Below are 18,636 nucleotides of genomic sequence, written 5' to 3' on the forward strand. Positions count from 1 at the left end.
TTGATGGCGCATGCAGCCACCCCGCTGGATATAGATGCTCGCTGGAAACAGGAAGCCGTCATTACCCACCCGGATCATGCGCGCTACCCAAATACGGCAGCGGCAATTCAACAACAGCGCAAAAATATTTTTGACTGGCGCACCCAACACCTGCAAGTTGGCATGTCTTCGATAAGCGGAGAAGATGAGCTGATGACCAGCCCATTCTATATCTGCGAAATAGAATCGCTCTACAATATTCCGGGTGGCGCAGCCATCACCTCGGATATCATGGGCACGGGTAATCAGCTCCCTCCTGCCACAAGCTGCACCAGACGGGTAGCCAGATCCATCGCAGACAAAATACCCGACATGGACCCAAATAGCGGTTGGGAACTCCTCAAATTCAATCTTGGCTACAAGATGCAGCATTATGCCAATGCGAAGTCCGCTTGGTCTGCCGATGGGGATGATGCATTTTCAACCAATCAATATCCCTATCTCATCCTCTACAACCGGATGACGGCAAAACTGCGGGTGATGGGATATTTCCCCGGTTACACCATAGGCACCGGCGTTGCGGTGACGCTCTCCACCACTGGCAAATCCAAGCTCTTTGACAGCAACCAGAGCGCGGATGCCCGATTCTACTCCAGCAGCAAGACCGGCTTTGGCGCCATCAATAACGCGCAGGATGGTGGCTGGGGGGTGACCGACTTCCAGGTGAATTTGGATCCCTGTTCCGCCGGTTCAGATGAAATTGACTTGAACATCAAAATCAGTCCAAAAGCGATCGCCAATGTTGAACTGTATGGGCATGCCACCGGCATCTCGCAGAATATCACCGACGAGGGTATCGGCGATCCGGCGGCCTATCTGATGGATGTCTCGGGTAGCTTGAGCGACAACCTGGAACAGGCCGGCAATTATACCGTCAGCAATCTCTCCGACCTGCAGAATGTCTTCGGCGGCATCAACGACTCCGCCACCTCCAATGCCGTGGCCAGCGATGCCCTGAGTGCCGCAGGCGACTTTCTGGGCGGCATGATGGAGCTGGCTCCGGGGGGAAGCAGTGTAACGGCAGGCTTCAAGGCACTGGCCGGTACCCTGTCTGGCGTGGGATCCATCTTCGGAACACAGGCGGCGGCCGTGCCCGGCTACAGCCCAATCATTCCACAAATCTCCTTCTCGGAGGTGTATTTGCGGGGTGAAACGACCTCTTCAGATCCTGGCATCACGGTCAAACTGAAAATGCCGGGCAGTTTGTCCACCGCCTGGCAAGATTTTGGCGAAAATGGTGCCAGTGATATCTCGTTCCCGCTCTATGATGAGCCCATGGGCTTGTTCACCCTGTTGACCACCCCGAAGGTCCGTGTCGACAAGACCTATAGCGATCGCTCCAGCTCCCAGGGATACAAGCTGGTCACCACCTTCATCCCCTCCAACGTCGTGCTGGCAAGCAATGCCAAGTCGGGCTTGACCATGAGTGGCTGGAACACGACCGAGAATACCGGCGTCAATCTCACCGGGAGATTGAAGATCAAATATCTGGTCAGTGCTGATGTCACCCCGCAGTTCACCAACCTTCACGATATAGACGGCAATAATGACAGCTTCTCCTATGCCGCTATGTCTACCAATGGCAGCAGTTCCAAGCTGTATACGGTAGTCACCGATGATGTGCCCTTGATGTATTTGTACGACCGCTTGAACAGCAAGCGCCCGAGCATTTCATTCCAGGGGGGAAAAGGGGTTGTGGATAGCATCTCCCTGATCGTCACGGCGAAGAATAATTCCGCCACCCTCCATGACAATATCTTGAATAAAGACATCGCCATGGTGAATAAAACGGACGCCGAGGGAAAATTCGTTCCCTATTATTTGACCATGAAAGAGTATCCCGCCACCTTGAGTTATACCAAGGACACGCTGGATCCGGATAGCGATGCCAAGCGCCTGATCAATTCAGGACAACTGGGCAATGTGACGCTGACTCCCAAGCAAGGTCTTGATATTCGTCTCGGTGCACCATCAAGTCAGGTCACCATAAAGAACTATTGCGCGGCAGAAGGGGAATATAACAAGCCGCATGAGGTCAGAAGCGATGGCACCTATGCCATCTATGCCGATGAAGACATGGCCTATTATACCTATGATCCCAAGCAAGTCAGTCAGTCTCAAAACAACTACCTGACTCTCGGCGCCGATGGTGCTTACAATCCTGCCATGACCTGGGGATTTCTCTCATTCAACCTGGGTGAATACGTAGCCAAATATGGCAACAGAAAACCGAGCTCGGTTTCATTGAGAATTGAACAGTACGATCCCGGCACCGTATATATTTCCAGTTACTGGAGTTACTACTTCTTCAGCGCCAACGCCTCAACCTGGGCGATGCGACAAAACAGCTGGAAAGAGTACCGGCCCAAGTTCAGCGATCAAATCACCTATTCCAGTGAACAGGTGGCCTGGGTTGATGTCACTGACTTGTTCAATGCCGCCCTGGACAGGGCAAAAACGGGGAGTGGCAATATCTATGAACAACCAAGATTGAGCTTCACGCTCGATCCCGGTTATGCCAGTTTCTACGATAAATATGTCTATACCTCGGAGGCAACCCCGGCCAAAGCGCCCCAGCTGACCATTCATTTCTAAGCGAGCGGCAAGCGCAGCCAAGGCCACTCTGGCCATAAAAAAGTCCCTGCCTTGGCAGGGACTTTTTATTTAGGTGCGCACTCTGCACTATGGTCGCAGCGACAGCCCGTTTTCCCCTGCAAGCCGGGGTAGAAACTCAGCGGGTCAGCTGTCGGCATCCTTTTTCTTGCGAATGCTCAGCCCCAGCTCGCGGCCGCGCAGGCGGGCGTAATAGATGGTGCCGATGAAGGCGAGCACGGTGAACAGCAGTTCCACCACCGCCAGCCACCGCTCCCCCTCATCCGTGGTGATCAGGGTCAGGGCGTGCAGGAAGTAGGGCATCAGCACGAAGTTGCCCCAGGCGTGGGTGTAGGGATTGCCCTGCACTATCCCCTTGAGCGGGAACAGCAGCGGCACCGTCCAGATCACCGGCAACAGCCAGGGGTTGAGGTCGGGGTGGGGCGAGAGCCAGAGGTGCCACAGCAGCACCCAGCCCAGCAGGCCGAAAAAGCCGACCAGGGTCAGCAGACGGGCGAAGCGGGTGCTCACTTGAGGATCTCCAGCACCTGCTCGGGCGGACGGCCGATGCGGGCCTGGCCGTTCTTGATGACGATGGGGCGCTCGATGAGCTTGGGATTCTGGTGCATGGCGCGAATGAGGGCGTCACCGCTCACCTCGCCAAGCCCCAGCTCCTTGTAGAGATCTTCCTTGGTGCGCATCAGTTGACGCGGATCGCTGAACCCCAGCTGACTCAGCAGGGTGCGGATCTCTTCCTCGCTCGGGGCCTGCTCCAGATAGAGCACCACAGCCGGGGCGATCCCGTGTTGTTCCAGCAAAGCCAGGGTTTCACGGCTCTTGGAGCAGCGCGGATTGTGGTAGATTTGGGTCTCGCTCATGATAACTCCCTGATTAATCGCAAGATGGGACAAGAAACGGCGCTATTGTAGGGGAAACTGATGGTCAGGGTAAGCGCGAGAGTGCAGGAATTGAAACGAATTTGTTGGCTGATTGTGGCCGGCCTGCTGACGGCCTGCAGCCCGGCCCCCCAGTTCACCGACAGCGAAAACCTGCCGGTGGCCCTGGCCGACTTTGCCGGCAAGCCGCTGTTGGTCAACTACTTCGCCCCCTGGTGCGCCCCCTGCCTGCGGGAGCTGCCGCTGCTGGAGGCGTTGGCGCGGGAGGGTGAGATCGCCGTGGTGATGGTCAACTATGACCCGACCACACCTGCCGAGCTCGGCAAACTGGCCGGGCAGTACCACATCAGGGTGCCGCTGCTCATCCCCCGGCAGGAGGCGAGCCTCCCCTTCCCTCGCCCCGCCGGGCTGCCCACCAGCTATCTGCTCGATGGCAAAGGAAACCTCCTGCAGAGCCTGGTGGGGGAGCTCACCTCATCGCGGGTCGAGGCCCTCAGGGCCTCAGTCAAGCCGGCTGGCCACTGAACGCCTGACCCCTTGCCGCCGGCCGCTCTGTTTCCCCGCCCTTCCCCCTGTTGTTGCCCATCGGCAACCTGCATCAACGACAAGGACCCACCCTGGTGCGCCCTTGTCGTGCGTGAGAACCGCTGGCCCGTCAGCCCTTGAGGCTGTCGAGATCCTTCTTGGCCCGCTCCAGCTCGGTGATCCGTGCCTCCAGCCTTGCCAGGGTCAACTTGTCGTTGGTGGTGCCACGCGCCACGATCAGCTCGTCAATGGCCGCCTGGTAGTCACCGCGCAGGGAGAGCATCTCGGCGCGCGCCATGTGCAACTCGGTCATCCTGCCCGCCTTGCGATAGGCATCGGAGAGCAGGCTCCAGGCCAGGTTGTTCTCTTCGTGCTCACGGGCATAGGGGTCGAGAATGGCAATGGACTTCTTGTAGTTGCCCCCTTCCAGATAGGCGTTGCCGAGGTTCACCACCACCACCTCGTTGTCCGGCATGCGGGTGCGGAATTTCTCGAGCCGGGCGATGGCCTGGACGCTGCGCCCTTTGGCCAAGTCGATGTCGGTGAGGGCATCCACCACGAACAGATCTTCCGGGTGGCGGGTCGCCAGCTCCTGCATCAGGGCATCGGCCTCATCGGTGCGCTTGAGCTGCAGCAGCGCCAGCGCCTTGCCGTAGATGGCCGCATCCTTGAGCGGGTAGTCCCCCTTCTGCAACCGGTTGTCGAAATAGGTGAGCAGGGCCTGCGGGCTCTCGGTGCCAAAACGCACCTGGATGCGCACCTTGGCCAGCCAGAAGTCGAGACTCGGCGGCAGATTGCGACGGCCATAACTGCCCGCCCGGGCGCGCGCCTCGCTGATCCGGGTCTCCGGCAGCGGGTGAGTCAGCAGCATCTCCGGCGGCTTGCTGGCATAGCGATACTCGGCCGCCAGCTTCTGGAAAAAGTTGGCCATGCCCATGGGATCGAAACCGGCGTCATACAGCGTCTTCATGCCGATCCGGTCCGCTTCGTATTCGTTGTCGCGGGTGTAGTTGATGGCCGACTGCATGGAGAGACCCAGCGTGGTCTGCAACGCGGCGATCCCCGCGGTGGGGTTGATCACCGCCAGCGCAATGGAGCCCACCAGGCCGGCCAGGGTCATGGCGGAGCTGCTCGCCTGCGCTTCCATATAGCGGGCGATGTGGCGCTGGGTCACGTGGGTGATTTCGTGGGCCAGTACCGAGGCGAGCTCGCTCTCGCTGTCGGCATAGAGAAACAGGCCGGTGTGCACCTTGACCCGCCCGCCGAGGAAGGCGGCCGCGTTGATGCTGGGGTCGTTGATGAGGAAGAAGGTGAACGGGAAGCGCACGCCGTCGGCGTTGGAGAGCAGCCGCTGTCCCAGATCGTCGATGTACTGGCTCAACACGGGATCATCTATGATCGGCAAGCCGGCCCGGGCAAAGCGCATGAAGGCGTTGCCGTAGCGCACCTCCTGCTCGATGGGCAGGGCGGCCACCCCGGCGGTGCCGATATCGGGAAGCTGGTTGCTGGCCTGGGCATGGAAAGTGGCGCCCATCAGGGAAGCCAGCAGGGGGAGCGATGCCATCAGGGGGGAAAAGCGTGCCACGTTATCTCTATCTCCAATCAGACCCTACCGGGACACCGGCAGAATACCCTTGCCCATCAAGGGCTACAAGCGTTGTTTCGTGCTCTCATCACGGCCATAATAGCCGCCATCACGCGCGATGGAGCCTCCATGGAATACCTCGACCTGACCCCCTGGCGTTGCCCCGAGCCGCTGATCCGGCTCAAGCTCTGGTTGCGCCAGGCCAAAACCGGTCAAGCCCTCGCCATCCGGCTGGCCGATGCCGGCTCCCGGCAGGACATTCCCGCCTATCTGCAGCGCCAGGGTCACCCCTTCACCTTGCAGGAAGCGCCGGACAATACCCTCTCTTTGCAGTTGGTGGTCGGGGCCAGGCACCACAGCCAGCCCCAGTAACGTAAAGGATGTCGCCATGTTAGAAGTCATCAAGCGCTGGTATCAGACCCGCTTCTCCGATCCCGATGCCGTCACCCTGTTTCTGCTGCTGGCGGCCTGTTTCGCCGTGCTCTGGCTGTTTGGCGATCTGCTGGCGCCACTGTTGGTCGCACTGGTGATGGCCTACCTGCTGGAGTGGCCGGTAAGCCGGCTGCAGCGGGCCGGGCTCTCCCGCACCCTGGCCACCAGCCTCATCCTGCTGCTGTTCATCGCCCTCACCGCCATGGCGTTTCTCGGCCTCATCCCGACCCTGGCAAGCCAGGGGCTGAACCTGGCCAAGGAGTCCCCGGCCATGCTCTCCCATGCCCAGGACTATGTGCGCACCCTGCCGGAACAGTACCCCGAGCTGGTCGATGTCAGCCTGGTGGAGACCGTCATCGACAACATGCGCCAGCGTATCCTGAGCGGGGGCGAGCAGCTGGTGACCGCCTCCCTCGGCTCCCTCATCAACGTGGTGGCCATACTCATCTACGCCATCCTGGTGCCCTTGATGGTGTTCTTCATGCTCAAGGACAAAGAGATATTGATGGGGGGGCTGCGCCGCTTCCTGCCGCGCAACCGCACCCTGGTCAACCGGGTCTGGGTGGAGATGAACGAGCAGATCCTCAACTACATCCGCGGCAAGGTGATCGAGATCCTGATCGTCGGAGTGGCGACCTATATCCCATTCGCCCTGATGGGGCTGCGCTACTCGGCGCTGCTGGCGGTGGCGGTGGGCTTCTCGGTGCTGATCCCCTACATAGGTGCCGCCGCGGTGACGGTGCCGGTGGCCATGGTGGCCCTGTTCCAGTGGGGGCTGACCCCCGAGTTCACCTGGCTGATGGTGGCCTATCTGGTGATCCAGGCCCTCGACGGCAATCTGTTGGTACCTCTGCTCTTCTCCGAGGCGGTCAACCTGCATCCGGTGGCCATCATCGTTGCCGTGCTGGTGTTTGGCGGCCTGTGGGGCTTCTGGGGGGTCTTCTTCGCCATCCCCCTCGCCACCCTGGTCAAGGCGGTGCTCAATGCCTGGCCCAAGCGCGAAGAGCTGCCCGCCGTGCCCAAATAATGCGATAGTCGTGCCTGGCCATCGATGACAACGGAGTGTCCATGAAGATATTGCAAATGCTCACACGGACGGGGCTGGCGGCCCTGCTCCTGGCCACCCTGCCGGCCCGGGCCGATCTCGATATCGGGGCGCTCAGCGCCTTCTCCAGCGACAGCCCCGACAGCCCCATTCCCAAAGGGTTGGTGCTGGGCGGGGCCGTCATCGGCGGTCAGGCCCGCTACCAGCACCAGGATGACACCCTGCTGCCGATCCCGGGAGCCCTCTACTTTGGCGACAACCTCATGTATCTGGGGGATCGGGCCCGCTACTACCTGAGCCGCAATGGCGGCCTCTCCACCTACGCCTTCGGCCGGATGCGCTTTGGCAATCTGGATCCGGACGATGATCCCTTCCTGCACGGCCTCGACAAGCGCAAAGGTGAGTTCGAAGCCGGGGTCGGGGCCGATCTCATCACCCCCTATGCCCTCTGGAGCGTGCGGGCCACCAGCGACGTGACCGGTACCAGCAATGGCCAGGAGCTGATGCTGTGGGCCAACTTCCCCATCATCCGCGGCCCGCTGCTGCTGATGCCGGGGGCCGGCGTCATGCTGCGCAGCCACAACCTGGCCAACTACTACTTCGGCGGTGTCTCGCAAGACGAAGCGAGGGCGGACAGGCCGGCGTGGAACACCGGCACCACCCTCTCCCCCATGGTCTCCCTCATCGGCAGCTATCGCTTCAACGCCAACTGGATCGGCGGCTTTGGCATCAACTACGAGCGCTATGACGGCGACATCGCGGACAGCCCCCTCGTCCAGCATCAGGGGGAACTCTATGCCGGGCTGGGGCTCGGCTATATCTGGTAACACCCCGGCTACCACGCCAAAGAGAAAAGGAGCCTATGGCTCCTTTTCTTGTTATCCGGCAGAGAACACTGTCACAGGCGGGCCAGAAACTCGGCCAGTGCGTCGTTGACGAAGGCAGGGTTCTCCAGCGAGGCGATGTGGCCGGCCGCCGGGATTTCCTTGAACGGGCAGCCCAGCACCTCGGCCATCAGGTAGCCTTCCAGCACAGGGCGGGCCTTGTCCTGACAACCGGTCATCACCAGCGCGGGGGCCGATATCTCTTCCAACCACTCGATGCGATCTTCGCGGGTCACGAAGCTGCGACCCACCGCCACCATGGCGGCCACCTTGTCGGCCGGCCAGGCGGCGAGACGCGCCTTGAAACCGCTCATCAGGGCGACATCCGGCTGGTCGGCAAAGAACAGCGGCGCCACCTGCTCGACGATGGGAGCCGGGATGGTGCCAAGCTGCTCGATCATGGCCAGCATGCCGAGGTAGCGCTCGCAGGTGATCTGGGGCTCGAGACCGACGAAGCTGTCCATCAGCACCAGCCCCTTGAGGCGCGCGGGCGCCATGCGCGCCAGCTCCACGCCCCACATGCCGCCGATGGAGAGACCCACCAGCACGAACTCGTCGATGCCGAGCGCATCGAGCAGGGCCAGGTGGTCGCGGGCCAGGGTCGCCAGGGTGCAGCCCCCCTCTGGCAGCGCATCGGAATCACCGTGGCCCCACAACTCGGGCACGATGCAGCGGTACTGCCCCTTGAGGGCCTCGATTTGCGGCGCCCACATGGCGCTGTCCCACAGGTAGCTGTGACCAAACAGCACGACCGGGCCCTGCCCCTCGTCCAGATAGGCCATCTGGCGGCCTGCTATCTCCATAACTTGCTTCATGTTTTCTCCTGTTGCCAACAGCCGGTGATGAGACGGCAGTGCAAATCGCCATCACTGGCGTCATGTTTTTTCTATTGCCTGCCGGCGGCTCGTGAGGCGGCAGTGTAACACGACCCCCTTGGCAGTGACGTCCGCCTGGTGCAATCTGGAAAGGACTCAATAAGGAGACAATCATGCCGAAGGACAAGAGCAAGAAGCGCCCGCGCCTGGACAAGAAGACCTACGAGCACCACCTGGCCCATCTGCAGGAGGAGCTGGTCAAGCTGCAGGAGTGGGTCAAGCAGGAGGGGCTGAAGGTGGTGGTGCTGTTCGAGGGGCGCGACGCCGCCGGCAAGGGGGGCGTCATCAAGGCGATCACCGAGCCCCTCAACCCCCGGGTCTGCCGGGTCACAGCCCTGCCAGCGCCCTCTGACCGGGAGCGCTCCCAGTGGTACTTTCAGCGCTACGTGACCCACCTGCCCGCCGCCGGCGAGATGGTGTTGTTCGACCGCTCCTGGTACAACCGGGCCGGGGTCGAGCGGGTGATGGGCTTTTGCAGCGACAACGAGTATCGCGAGTTCCTGCGCGCCTGCCCCGAGTTCGAGCGGATGCTGACTCGCTCAGGGATCACCCTCATCAAGTACTGGTTCTCGGTCAGCGACGAGGAGCAGGAGAAACGCTTCAAGGAGCGGATCAACACCCCCATCAAGCGCTGGAAGTTCAGCCCGATGGATCTGCAGTCCCGCTCGCGCTGGGTGGAGTACTCCCGCGCCAAGGACGACATGTTCACCTACACCGACACCGAGGATTGCCCCTGGTTCGTGGTGGAGGCGGACGACAAGCGCCGTGCCCGCCTCAACTGCATCTCTCACCTGCTGGGCAAGGTGCCCTACGAGGCGATTCACTACGAGCCCATCACCCTGCCCCCCATCAACACCGAAGGCTACGAGCGCCCGCCGCTCACCAGCCAGCACTTCGTGCCGGACATTACCGCCGCGCTCGAGGCTTGATCCCTGCTACCTCGCCTGCCGTTCTCGCCAAACGGCAGGCAATAAAAAGCCGGTCTTGCGACCGGCAAAAAGGCATTGAATATAAAGAAAAGGAAACCTCGGCAGCCGCCCCTTGTCAGGTGCGGATGTATTTGGCCGTGCGCGGGAACGCCTGCTCCTTGGCATCGAACAGGTAGCACGCCTCGGCCGGGATGCCGACGCTGTACTCCTGGCCGGTGGCCACGTCCACGTCGGAGCTGGCCTTGACGGTGAAGTCGTGGCCCGCCACGTCCATGTAGACGAAGGATTCGGCCCCCAGGTGTTCAGCCACCTGCACCACCCCGCTCACCCGGCTGTCGGCATGGGCGTGATCCAGCGGCACCAGGTGCTCGGGACGAATGCCCAGCTCCACCTTGTCGCCAACCGCGCCGCGGCGGGCATCGACCCGCACCCGCACGCTGTCGCCCGTGGTCAGCTTGACCACGGCCTCCTGCTCGCCAATCTCCACCAGCTCGCCGGCCAGGAAGTTCATCTTGGGGGAGCCGATGAAGCCCGCCACGAACTTGTTGTCCGGGTTGTGGTAGAGCTCGAGCGGGGTGCCGAACTGTTCCAGGTTGGTGGTCGCATCCGCCTTGAGCGGGCTCAGTACCACGATGCGGTTGGCCAGGGTCATGGCCTCCACCTGGTCGTGGGTCACGTAGATGATGGTGGAGTTGAGCTCCTTGTGCAGCTTGGCGATCTCGATGCGCATCTTGACCCGCAGGGCGGCATCCAGGTTCGACAGGGGTTCGTCAAACAGGAACACCTGCGGCTGCTGCACGATGGAGCGACCGATGGCGACCCGCTGGCGCTGACCGCCGGAGAGGGCCTTGGGCTTGCGGTCCAGCAGCGGCTCGAGACCCAGGATCTCGGCGGCGCGCATCACCCGCTTGTGGATGTTCTCCTTGTCCATCTTCTTGAGCTTGAGGCCGAAAGCCATGTTCTCGTAGATGTTCATGTGCGGGTAGAGGGCGTAGGACTGGAACACCATGCCCACGTTGCGCTCTACCGGCGGCACGTCGTTCATGTAGCGCCCGCCGATGGTCAGCTCGCCGCTGGTGATGTCTTCCAGACCGGCGATCATCCGCAGCAGGGTGGACTTGCCGCAACCGGACGGGCCGACGAAGACGATGAACTCCCCTTCCTTGATGGCCAGGTTGATATTGCGCAGGGTGTCCTTGTGGACAGCCGGATCGTAATTTTTGCGAACGTTGTTGAGTACTACTTCAGCCATGTCGAGCTCCGCTCTTGAATCTTTGCAAATCGTGATGGCGGGGGGAGTCGGCTCCCCCGGCCATGAACCGTTAACCTTTCACGCCGCCGGCAGTGAGACCACCCACCAGCCAGCGCTGGGCGAGCAGGAAGACGACCGTGATGGGGAAGCCCGACAGCACGGCGGCCGCGGCGAAGTCACCCCACAGGTAGTTCTGCGGATAGAGGTACTGCTGGGCCCCGACCGCCAGGGTCAGGTTGTTCACATCCTGCAGCAGGATGGAGGCCATGGGCACCTCGGTGATGGAACCGATGAAGGCCAGGATGAACACCACCGCCAGGATGGGCACCGACAGCGGCAGCAGGATCAACCGGAATGCCTGCCACGGGGTGGCACCGTCGATGGCCGCCGCCTCTTCCAGGGAGGAGTCGATGGTCTCGAAGTAGCCCTTGATGGTCCAGACGTGCAGGGCGATGCCCCCCATGTAGGCCAGGATCAGGCCGCCGTGGGTGTTGAGACCCAGCCAGGGGATGTAGTCACCAATCTTGTTGAACAGCGCATAGATGGCCACCAGTGCCAGCACCGCCGGGAACATCTGGAAGATCAGCATGCCCTGCAGGATGGTTGACTTGCCACGGAACCGCAGGCGGGCGAAGGCGTAAGCACAGGTGGTGGAGAGCACCACTATCATCAGGGCGGTGATGCCCGCGATCTTGATGGAGTTCCACAACCAGGTCAGCACCGGGAACGGCGGCGGCGTGATGCTGCCGTCGGCGTTGGTGATGGACATGCCCAGCGCCAGCTTCCAGTGATCCAGGGTCGGGTTGGAGGGGATGATCTCCCCTACCGCGAAGTTGCCGTTTCTGAACGAGATGGCGATGACCATGATCAGCGGGAAGATGATCAGTGCCAGGAAGCCCCACATCACAAGGTGGGTTGCCCACACCCGGTATTTGACTGATTTGGGTTGTACGATTGCCATGTTGAAGCCTCCTTACAGTTGCTTGTCGGCTTTGGACAATTTCAGGTTGAGCAAGGCCAGCGCACCCACGATGAGGAAGATGGCGGTGGCGATGGCACTGGCCAGACCGTAGTCCTGACCACCCGAGCCCTGGAACGCGATCCGGTAGGTGTAGCTCACCAGCAGGTCGGTGGTCCCGGCCGGGGTGCTGGCGCCAATGATGTCCGGCGCGCCGTTGGTCAACAACTGGATAAGCACGAAGTTGTTGAAGTTGAACGCGAACGAGGCAATCAACAGGGGCGTCAGCGGCTTCATCAAGAGCGGTACTGTGATCTTGAAGAAGTTCTGCACCGGACCGGCACCGTCCATGGCGGACGCTTCATAGAGATCTTCCGGAATGGCTTTGAGCAGGCCCATGCAGAGGATCATCATGTAGGGGTAGCCAAGCCAGGTGTTGACGATGAGGATCATCACCTTGGCCAGGAAGGGGTTGGTGTACCAGTCCGGCTTGATGCCGAAGGCCGCTTCCAGGAACAGGTTGATCTCGCCGAAGTTCTGGTTGAACAAACCCTTGAACACCAGGATGGAGATGAACGCCGGGATGGCATAGGGCAGGATCAGCATGACCCGGTAGAAACCGCGCCCCTTGAGAGACTCCCACTGCACCAGACAGGCCAGCACCATGCCGATGGCCAGGGTGAAGCCCACCGAACAGGCGGAGAAGATCACGGTCCAGACGAAGATCTGCAGGAACGGCGCCTGGATACCCGGGTCGGTGACGATGCGGGCGAAGTTCTTCCAGCCCACGCTCACCACGAAACCGGGTGCCACGCTCTTGCCGACGAATTGGCCCTGCTCATCGATATATTGATAGAAGCCGGTGTCGCCGTTGGGCAGCATCAGCTCGCCGCTCTGGTTGTCACGCAGCAGATTGCTGTCTTTGATCACCACCCCGGACTTGAGCACGGCACCGTCCAGCAGACGGGTGTACTGCTGTTTCTGGGCGGCGAACTTGCGCAGGCTGCTCAGGGTCAGGTGGGTTCCGCCATCTGGCAGCACCAGATCGAGTGCGCTCAGGTGGGTGCGGTGGTCGACGATGGCCCGGATGGGCGCCACCTGATCCACGGCCTCACCGGCCAGGGGTTGCAGCTGAACAACTTGTACCTTGTCATGAACCCTGCCCTCGCGGACAGCCAGTTCACGGGCCTTGTTGTTCATCAGGGTAACGGGTTGACTGATAAAGGATTGGTCGTCCTGTTTCAGCAGCAGCTGAAACTGATTGTTCTCACCACCCAGGAGGGTGAAATCGAATTCACCGCCCGCCACCTTATAGGTTTTTTTCAGATGGTAATCCCGCGCCTGCTCGATGGAGAGCAGGTTGGATCCCGAATAGTTGGTGAAGGCGATGCCGATCGTGTAGGCAAGAGGGAAGATGATAAAAACAACCATGCCAGCCACACCGGGGAAGATATAGCGGTGGGCATAGGTCTTCTTGTTCATGAAGACATACAGACCGACGGAGACCACCACCAGATCAAGCAGAGCGAATACCCACTCACCGCTGGCGTACATCATCACGGCTGCATAACCGTTGAGGATGGCTACCAGGGCAGCAATGGTCCACTTAAGCCAGGTGTGCTTATCCTTCGGACCGGCATAGGATTCGATAGAAGGTACTACTTCCATGCCAATTAACCTTTATAACGCCAAGAGAGATTTGAGAGAGTGGGAGGCCGTTGCGGCCTCCCGGGTAGTGCGTGCTTACTGAACGATACGCTTGGCAGCGGTATCCAGGGCTTCGTCAACGCTCTGACGGCCGGAGGTCACGTTCTTCAGGGCAGTTTCGAAGGAGGACCAGAAACGGCTCATTTCAGGCACGGACGGCATCGGCTCGCCATTCTGGGCGTTCACCATGGTGGCCTTGATGTGCGGATCCGCTTCCAGGGTCTTCTGGAAGGACTTCAGCGCCACGGCGCCCAGCGGCTTGTCGGCGTTGACCGGCGCCAGACCGGCGTCGGTCAGCAGGTAGTTTTCCAGAAACTCGATGGCCAGATCCTTGTTCGGGCTGGCGGCGTTGATGGTGGCACCCAGCACGCCGACGAAGGCCTTGGCCGGTTTACCCTTCAGGGTCGGCAGGGAGGCAACGCCGTACTTGATGCCGCTCTTGTCCAGGTTGCTCCAGGCCCAGGGACCGTTGATCATCATGGCCACTTCGCCCTTGTTGAACTTGGCGTCCATCACACCGTAGTCGATGCCTTTTTCCAGGTGACCGGACTTGATCATCTCGGAGATGTAGCCGACACCGGCCTTGGCACCCGCGTTGTTCACGCCGGTGTCTTTCACGTCATAACCGGTAGCGGTCTTCTTGAAGGCGTAGCCACCGTTGGCAGCCACCAGCGGGTAGCTGAAGTAGGGGGTGTCATAGGCCCACATGATGGCGCGCTTGCCGCTCTTCTTCAGGGTCTCGTCAATCTTGGCGATCTCTTCGAAGGTCTTCGGCGGCTCCGGCAGCAGATCCTTGTTGTAGATCAGGCTGACGGCTTCGACGGCAACCGGATAACCGTAGGTCTTGCCATCAACGGTCATGGCATCCCAGGCGAACTGTTCAAACTTGGCTTTGGTGGCGGCATTCGGGGTCACGGGGACCAGCAGACCGGCCTTGACCCACTCACCGTAACGGTCGTGAGCCCAGAAGAAGATGTCCGGGCCGTTGCCGGTGGCAGCGGCTTGCTGGAATTTCACTTCCACCTGATCAGGGTGAGCAACCGTCACCTTGATGCCGGTTTCGGCTTCAAATTTCTTACCTACTTCGGCCAGACCATTGTATCCCTTGTCACCGTTGATCCAGATGGTCAGTTGGCCTTCGTCAATGGCGGCAGTGGCAGAGCAAGCCACACCCAGAGTAGCCAGACCGATCAGGGATGACAGCAATTTCTTTTTCATGAGCCTTTCCTTGTATTAGTTCCGCGCTGCAAGAGCATTGTGTGCGAGATGAATATTATCCCAAGCCGTTACCGCCTCACATGACGCAACTCGCATTTTTGAAACGCAATTACGTATTTTCTTCCGGAAAGTTCTGAAAACATTTTCTTATTTCAGGGGGTTAACGCCATTTATTGGCATATTTATCGCCAAATTAAGAAATTAAATTACCAAAGAGAAATAAATAAACATGAATGAAAGGGTTTTCACCTCATTGAAAACCCTTTCACAGGGATTATTCTGTTTAATTTGTTAACAAATCACCGAGTTGGTTTCGCTGCCACCTACCCCGTTAAATAAAAAGACACCGCAGCAGGCTGCGGTGTCTTTTTGCCAAAAGTGGAAAGCAGATCACATTACGACTGGCGCAACAGCTGATCCTTGAGGTTGGGCGGCACCCCCTTGATGGTCAGGGTATCGGTCTGGGGATCGTAGAAAATCCGGCTGTTGAGCAGCTTCTGCTCGAAGCTCAACGTCAGCCCGCCACCGGAGCCGACGAACTTGGTCAGCCCGCGCAGGGTGGAGCGGTCCGCCGGGAAGCGCTCTTCCAGCTCATACTCCTGACCGATGAAGCTGTAAAAATCGAGGTCGCCCTCCCCTGCCTCTTTTGACGAGAGCTCCGCTGACAGCTCCCTGATCTCGATCTCTTCACCGGCGCTGGCCTGCTCGGTGCAATATTTGAAGACCTGTTTCTTGTAGTCGTTGCGCTCGGCCGGTTCGAGCTGGCGGCTGTCGCAATAGTCGTCCACCGCCTGCAGCAGCCCCTTGTTCTGGATCTTGGCATCCATCCCCTCGCGGGCACCCAGCAGATCCATGAAAAAATCACCCAGCTTGCGACCGACCCGGCCCTTGCTGAAGGTGATGTAACGGCGCGAATCAGCCTGGGTTTTCCATTCGGTGAGATCGATGCGGGCCACCAGGTTCAATTTGCCGATATCCAGATACTGGATGTGGCGCAGTTCCAGCGCCTCGCTGACGGTGACGCTCTCCTTGCCCTCCAGCAGGGCGATCATCAGATAATCCACACCCACGTAGTTGTACTTGGCAAACAACAGTACGCCCTGCTCGTCGAGGGCGTGCTCCACCAGCTGCTTGACCAGCAGCTGGGTCATCTCCACCGAGAAGGGAACGAATTCGAGCTGCTCGTCCAGCAGCTTTTCCAGCGCGATGCGAAACAGGGGAGAGGGCTGTTTGGGGGCCTCTTCCCCCTCTGCCAGCTCGGCGACGGCGGCTTCAGGGTCGGCGAAGAAGCCAAAGCCCTTGCCCCCCTTGCCGTTGTAAATGCGGTGCAGCTCCGCCATCAGCCCCTGTACCGCCTCATCGGCAGGCAGAAGCTGGCTGCGGGTGTCGGCGTGAGGTTGACCATCGCCGCCCTGGCGCAGGGAGTGAAGAATGATCTTGTCGATATCGAGACTCATGTCACAAAGCCATAGTGTTAGCCGAAAGGGTGAAGTATTATAAGGCGCTTTGAACCGAGATGAACCCAAGATTATGCCCATCGTATCAAAGTACAATAACGAGCAGTTTGACGCCCTGATGAACGACCTGATCACCGCCCTGGAGAAGCACAAGGCGCCGGTGGACCTCAGTCTGATGGTGCTCGGCAACCTGACCACCAACATCATCAATGGCATGGCCCCGGCCCAGCGTCAGGCGATCACCGAGAAATTCATCCAGGCGCTCACCGCCTCGGTCGATCATCGCCACGACGCTCATTGAGTCTCTTCGCATTCTTTGATGTTTTTCAAGCAGATGGATCACTATGGTCGAAACCGGCAACCCCTATCGTGATAATGTCTCTCGCCTGATCACCTGGGGGCATTGGTTCTCCTTCTTCAACATCATTCTGGCCATGCTGATCGCTACCCGTTATCTGGGGGCGATCAGCTGGCCGTCGACCACGCTCGGCGTGACCTATCTCATCATCAGCTGGATCGGTCACTTCTCGTTTCTGAGCTTTGTCACCTACCTGTTGACGATCTTCCCCCTGAGCTTCGTGCTGCCCAGGGAGAAACCATTGCGCTTCATCTCCGCCATCATCGCCACCCTGGCGCTGGTGCTGCTGCTTATCGACACCCAGGTGTTCCAGCTGTTCAAGTTCCACCTCAACGGTCAGGTGTGGCAGTTGCTGCTGGATCAGGCCCAGACCGAGGAGGGTTCGATCTGGAGCATCATCTTCGTGGCGGTGCCCACCATCTTCCTGGTGCAGCTGCTGCTGTCGGCCTATGTGTGGCGCAAAATCAACAAGCGCAAGCGCCGCCAATACGGCAATCAGGTGGGGCTGGCCCTGCTGGTCTGCTTCATCCTGACCCACGTGGTCAACAGCTGGGCCGATGCCACCCTGTATCAGCCCATCACCATGCAGCGCGCCAACTTCCCGCTCTCCTACCCGATGACCGCCAAGAGCTTCCTCGCCAAGCACGGCTGGCTGGATCTGGATCAGTACGAGAAGAAGGCCGAGTCCCAGGATGGCGACAGTGCGAGCCGGCTGCGTTACCCGCTGCGCCCGCTCAGCGTCAACGCCCCGCTGACCCACAAGAACCTGCTGATCGTGGTGGTCGACTCCCTGCGGGCCGACATGCTCAACAACATCAACATGCCCAATCTGCAGCGCTATGCGGATCAGCACCTCAACTTTGCCAACCACATGAGTGGCGGCAACGATGACGCCATGGGGATGTTCAGCCTGTTCTACGGCCTGCCTGGCCACTACTACGACGACATTCGCAACGACAAGACCCCGCCGGTGCTGTTTGACGAGATGCTGCGCCAGGACTACCAGTTCGGCCTGTTCGGCGCGCTGGAAGATGCCCAGCAGTATCGCCAGAGCATCCTCTCCGGCCTGCGCAAGCAGGTGTTCGTCTCCGAGCAGACCGACGATACCCAGCTTGTCGGCGACTGGCAGCAGTGGCTCGCCAAGCGCTCCCCTGACCGCCCCTGGTTTTCGCTGGTCTATCTGTCGAGCCCGGGCGACTACCAGCTGCCGGCCGGCATCAAGGGCCCCTTCCAGCCGGAGCTCACCAAGTTCAACCCGGCCACCGCCTATCAGGCCGAAAATCTGCAAAAGCTGGAGAACCGCTACAAGAACTCGGTCTTCTACACCGATCAGCTGCTGGAGCAGATGCTGACCCAGTTGCAGCAACAGGGCATTGGCGAGCAGACCATCGTCGTGGTCACCGCCAACCACGGCCAGGAGTTCAACGATACCCAGAGCAACAGCTGGGGCTATGGCACCAACTACTCTCCCTATCAGGTGCAGGTGCCCTTCGTGCTGGCCTGGCCGGGCAACGAGACCCTGCCGACGAGCCCGGTGAGCAGCCACCTGGATCTGGTGCCGACCCTGATGCAGGGGATGCTGGGGGTGCGCAACCCGCCGCGGGACTACAGCATAGGTCGCAACCTGTTCGACAACAGCCCGCGCAACTGGCTGCTGGCGGGGGATCAGCGCGACTTTGCCATCTATCAGGGCAACACCATCACCCACTTCAACAAGCAGGGTGACTTCGAGCTGCTGGAGCGCAACAGCTACCGTCCCATCAAGCACGGCACCCCGGACATGGGGGTCATGATCCAGGTGATGAACGAGCTGAACCGCTTCTACCGCGCCCCCTGAGGCCCGTCCTGTATCCCTTGAAAACCCGCTCCTCGAGCGGGTTTTTT

The 18,636-nt window shown here is 60.1% G+C and carries 17 protein-coding genes; 8 read left to right on the top strand and 9 right to left on the bottom strand.

Going from position 1 to position 18,636, the window contains the following annotated elements:
* Positions 1-351: 351 nt before the first annotated feature.
* On the top strand, positions 352-2,634 hold the full coding sequence (locus tag AB5Y81_RS05555; RefSeq protein ID WP_341536328.1) for a hypothetical protein: 2,283 nt from the start codon (positions 352-354) through the stop codon (positions 2,632-2,634).
* 144 nt (positions 2,635-2,778) lie between these two features.
* On the opposite strand, the gene AB5Y81_RS05560 is transcribed toward AB5Y81_RS05555, so the two are convergent.
* Positions 2,779-3,162 (bottom strand): DUF2069 domain-containing protein, encoded by a 384-nt coding sequence (locus tag AB5Y81_RS05560; protein WP_043170929.1) that lies wholly within the window; start codon positions 3,160-3,162, stop codon positions 2,779-2,781.
* Positions 3,159-3,509, bottom strand: a complete 351-nt coding sequence (arsC, locus tag AB5Y81_RS05565) for an arsenate reductase (glutaredoxin) (protein ID WP_010634363.1) — start codon at positions 3,507-3,509, stop codon at positions 3,159-3,161. The genes AB5Y81_RS05560 and arsC overlap by 4 nt, the downstream gene beginning before the upstream one ends.
* Before the next feature lie 60 nt (positions 3,510-3,569).
* Between arsC and AB5Y81_RS05570 the strand changes: the two genes are divergently transcribed.
* Positions 3,570-4,052, top strand: a complete 483-nt coding sequence (locus AB5Y81_RS05570; RefSeq protein ID WP_279484532.1) for a TlpA disulfide reductase family protein — start codon at positions 3,570-3,572, stop codon at positions 4,050-4,052.
* 130 nt (positions 4,053-4,182) lie between these two features.
* Here AB5Y81_RS05570 and AB5Y81_RS05575 read toward each other — a convergent pair whose 3' ends face one another.
* A complete protein-coding gene (locus AB5Y81_RS05575) occupies positions 4,183-5,637 on the bottom strand; it encodes a M48 family metalloprotease (protein ID WP_368146589.1) in 1,455 nt (484 codons plus the stop codon).
* Between the two features lie 129 nt (positions 5,638-5,766).
* Between AB5Y81_RS05575 and AB5Y81_RS05580 the strand changes: the two genes are divergently transcribed.
* The 3 genes from AB5Y81_RS05580 to AB5Y81_RS05590 are packed head-to-tail and all read left to right on the top strand — an operon-like array spanning position 5,767 to position 7,941.
* On the top strand, positions 5,767-6,009 hold the full coding sequence (locus tag AB5Y81_RS05580) for a sulfurtransferase TusA family protein (RefSeq protein ID WP_017779381.1): 243 nt from the start codon (positions 5,767-5,769) through the stop codon (positions 6,007-6,009).
* A gap of 16 nt (positions 6,010-6,025) precedes the next feature.
* Complete coding sequence (locus tag AB5Y81_RS05585) at positions 6,026-7,096, top strand: AI-2E family transporter (RefSeq protein ID WP_017786655.1); 1,071 nt, start codon at positions 6,026-6,028, stop codon at positions 7,094-7,096.
* A 56-nt stretch (positions 7,097-7,152) separates the two neighbouring features.
* A complete protein-coding gene (locus tag AB5Y81_RS05590) occupies positions 7,153-7,941 on the top strand; it encodes a MipA/OmpV family protein (RefSeq protein WP_279485547.1) in 789 nt (262 codons plus the stop codon).
* 71 nt (positions 7,942-8,012) lie between these two features.
* Here AB5Y81_RS05590 and AB5Y81_RS05595 read toward each other — a convergent pair whose 3' ends face one another.
* Positions 8,013-8,813, bottom strand: coding sequence for an alpha/beta fold hydrolase (locus AB5Y81_RS05595; RefSeq protein ID WP_368146590.1), 801 nt, complete (start codon positions 8,811-8,813; stop codon positions 8,013-8,015).
* Between the two features lie 173 nt (positions 8,814-8,986).
* On the opposite strand from AB5Y81_RS05595, the gene ppk2 reads away from it, so the two are divergent.
* On the top strand, positions 8,987-9,802 hold the full coding sequence (gene ppk2, locus AB5Y81_RS05600) for a polyphosphate kinase 2 (RefSeq protein WP_005299604.1): 816 nt from the start codon (positions 8,987-8,989) through the stop codon (positions 9,800-9,802).
* 115 nt (positions 9,803-9,917) lie between these two features.
* Here ppk2 and AB5Y81_RS05605 read toward each other — a convergent pair whose 3' ends face one another.
* The 5 genes from AB5Y81_RS05605 to yejK all read right to left on the bottom strand — a co-directional run bounded on the left by AB5Y81_RS05605 (position 9,918) and on the right by yejK (position 16,394).
* The gene (locus tag AB5Y81_RS05605) at positions 9,918-11,054 is read right to left on the bottom strand and encodes a sn-glycerol-3-phosphate ABC transporter ATP-binding protein UgpC (protein WP_279484533.1); all 1,137 of its coding nucleotides are present in this window, start codon (positions 11,052-11,054) and stop codon (positions 9,918-9,920) included.
* Between the two features lie 70 nt (positions 11,055-11,124).
* Positions 11,125-12,015, bottom strand: a complete 891-nt coding sequence (malG, locus tag AB5Y81_RS05610) for a maltose ABC transporter permease MalG (protein ID WP_005299600.1) — start codon at positions 12,013-12,015, stop codon at positions 11,125-11,127.
* A 12-nt stretch (positions 12,016-12,027) separates the two neighbouring features.
* Positions 12,028-13,680 carry a maltose ABC transporter permease MalF gene (gene malF / locus AB5Y81_RS05615; protein WP_005299595.1) on the bottom strand — a complete coding sequence of 551 codons (1,653 nt, stop codon included), beginning with the start codon at positions 13,678-13,680 and terminating at the stop codon, positions 12,028-12,030.
* A gap of 75 nt (positions 13,681-13,755) precedes the next feature.
* Positions 13,756-14,937, bottom strand: a complete 1,182-nt coding sequence (malE, locus tag AB5Y81_RS05620; RefSeq protein ID WP_005299593.1) for a maltose/maltodextrin ABC transporter substrate-binding protein MalE — start codon at positions 14,935-14,937, stop codon at positions 13,756-13,758.
* Between the two features lie 395 nt (positions 14,938-15,332).
* Positions 15,333-16,394, bottom strand: coding sequence for a nucleoid-associated protein YejK (yejK, locus tag AB5Y81_RS05625; protein WP_026140927.1), 1,062 nt, complete (start codon positions 16,392-16,394; stop codon positions 15,333-15,335).
* Between the two features lie 73 nt (positions 16,395-16,467).
* On the opposite strand from yejK, the gene AB5Y81_RS05630 reads away from it, so the two are divergent.
* Together AB5Y81_RS05630 and AB5Y81_RS05635 are read left to right on the top strand one after the other, a co-directional pair.
* On the top strand, positions 16,468-16,695 hold the full coding sequence (locus AB5Y81_RS05630; protein ID WP_005299589.1) for a YejL family protein: 228 nt from the start codon (positions 16,468-16,470) through the stop codon (positions 16,693-16,695).
* A 43-nt stretch (positions 16,696-16,738) separates the two neighbouring features.
* Entirely contained in the window at positions 16,739-18,589 is a 1,851-nt protein-coding gene (locus AB5Y81_RS05635; RefSeq protein ID WP_005299588.1) for a DUF3413 domain-containing protein, read from the top strand.
* Positions 18,590-18,636: the final 47 nt, after the last annotated feature.

Source organism: Aeromonas sp. s2 (assembly GCF_040907935.1).
GTDB classification, from domain to species: Bacteria; Pseudomonadota; Gammaproteobacteria; order Enterobacterales; family Aeromonadaceae; genus Aeromonas; species Aeromonas dhakensis.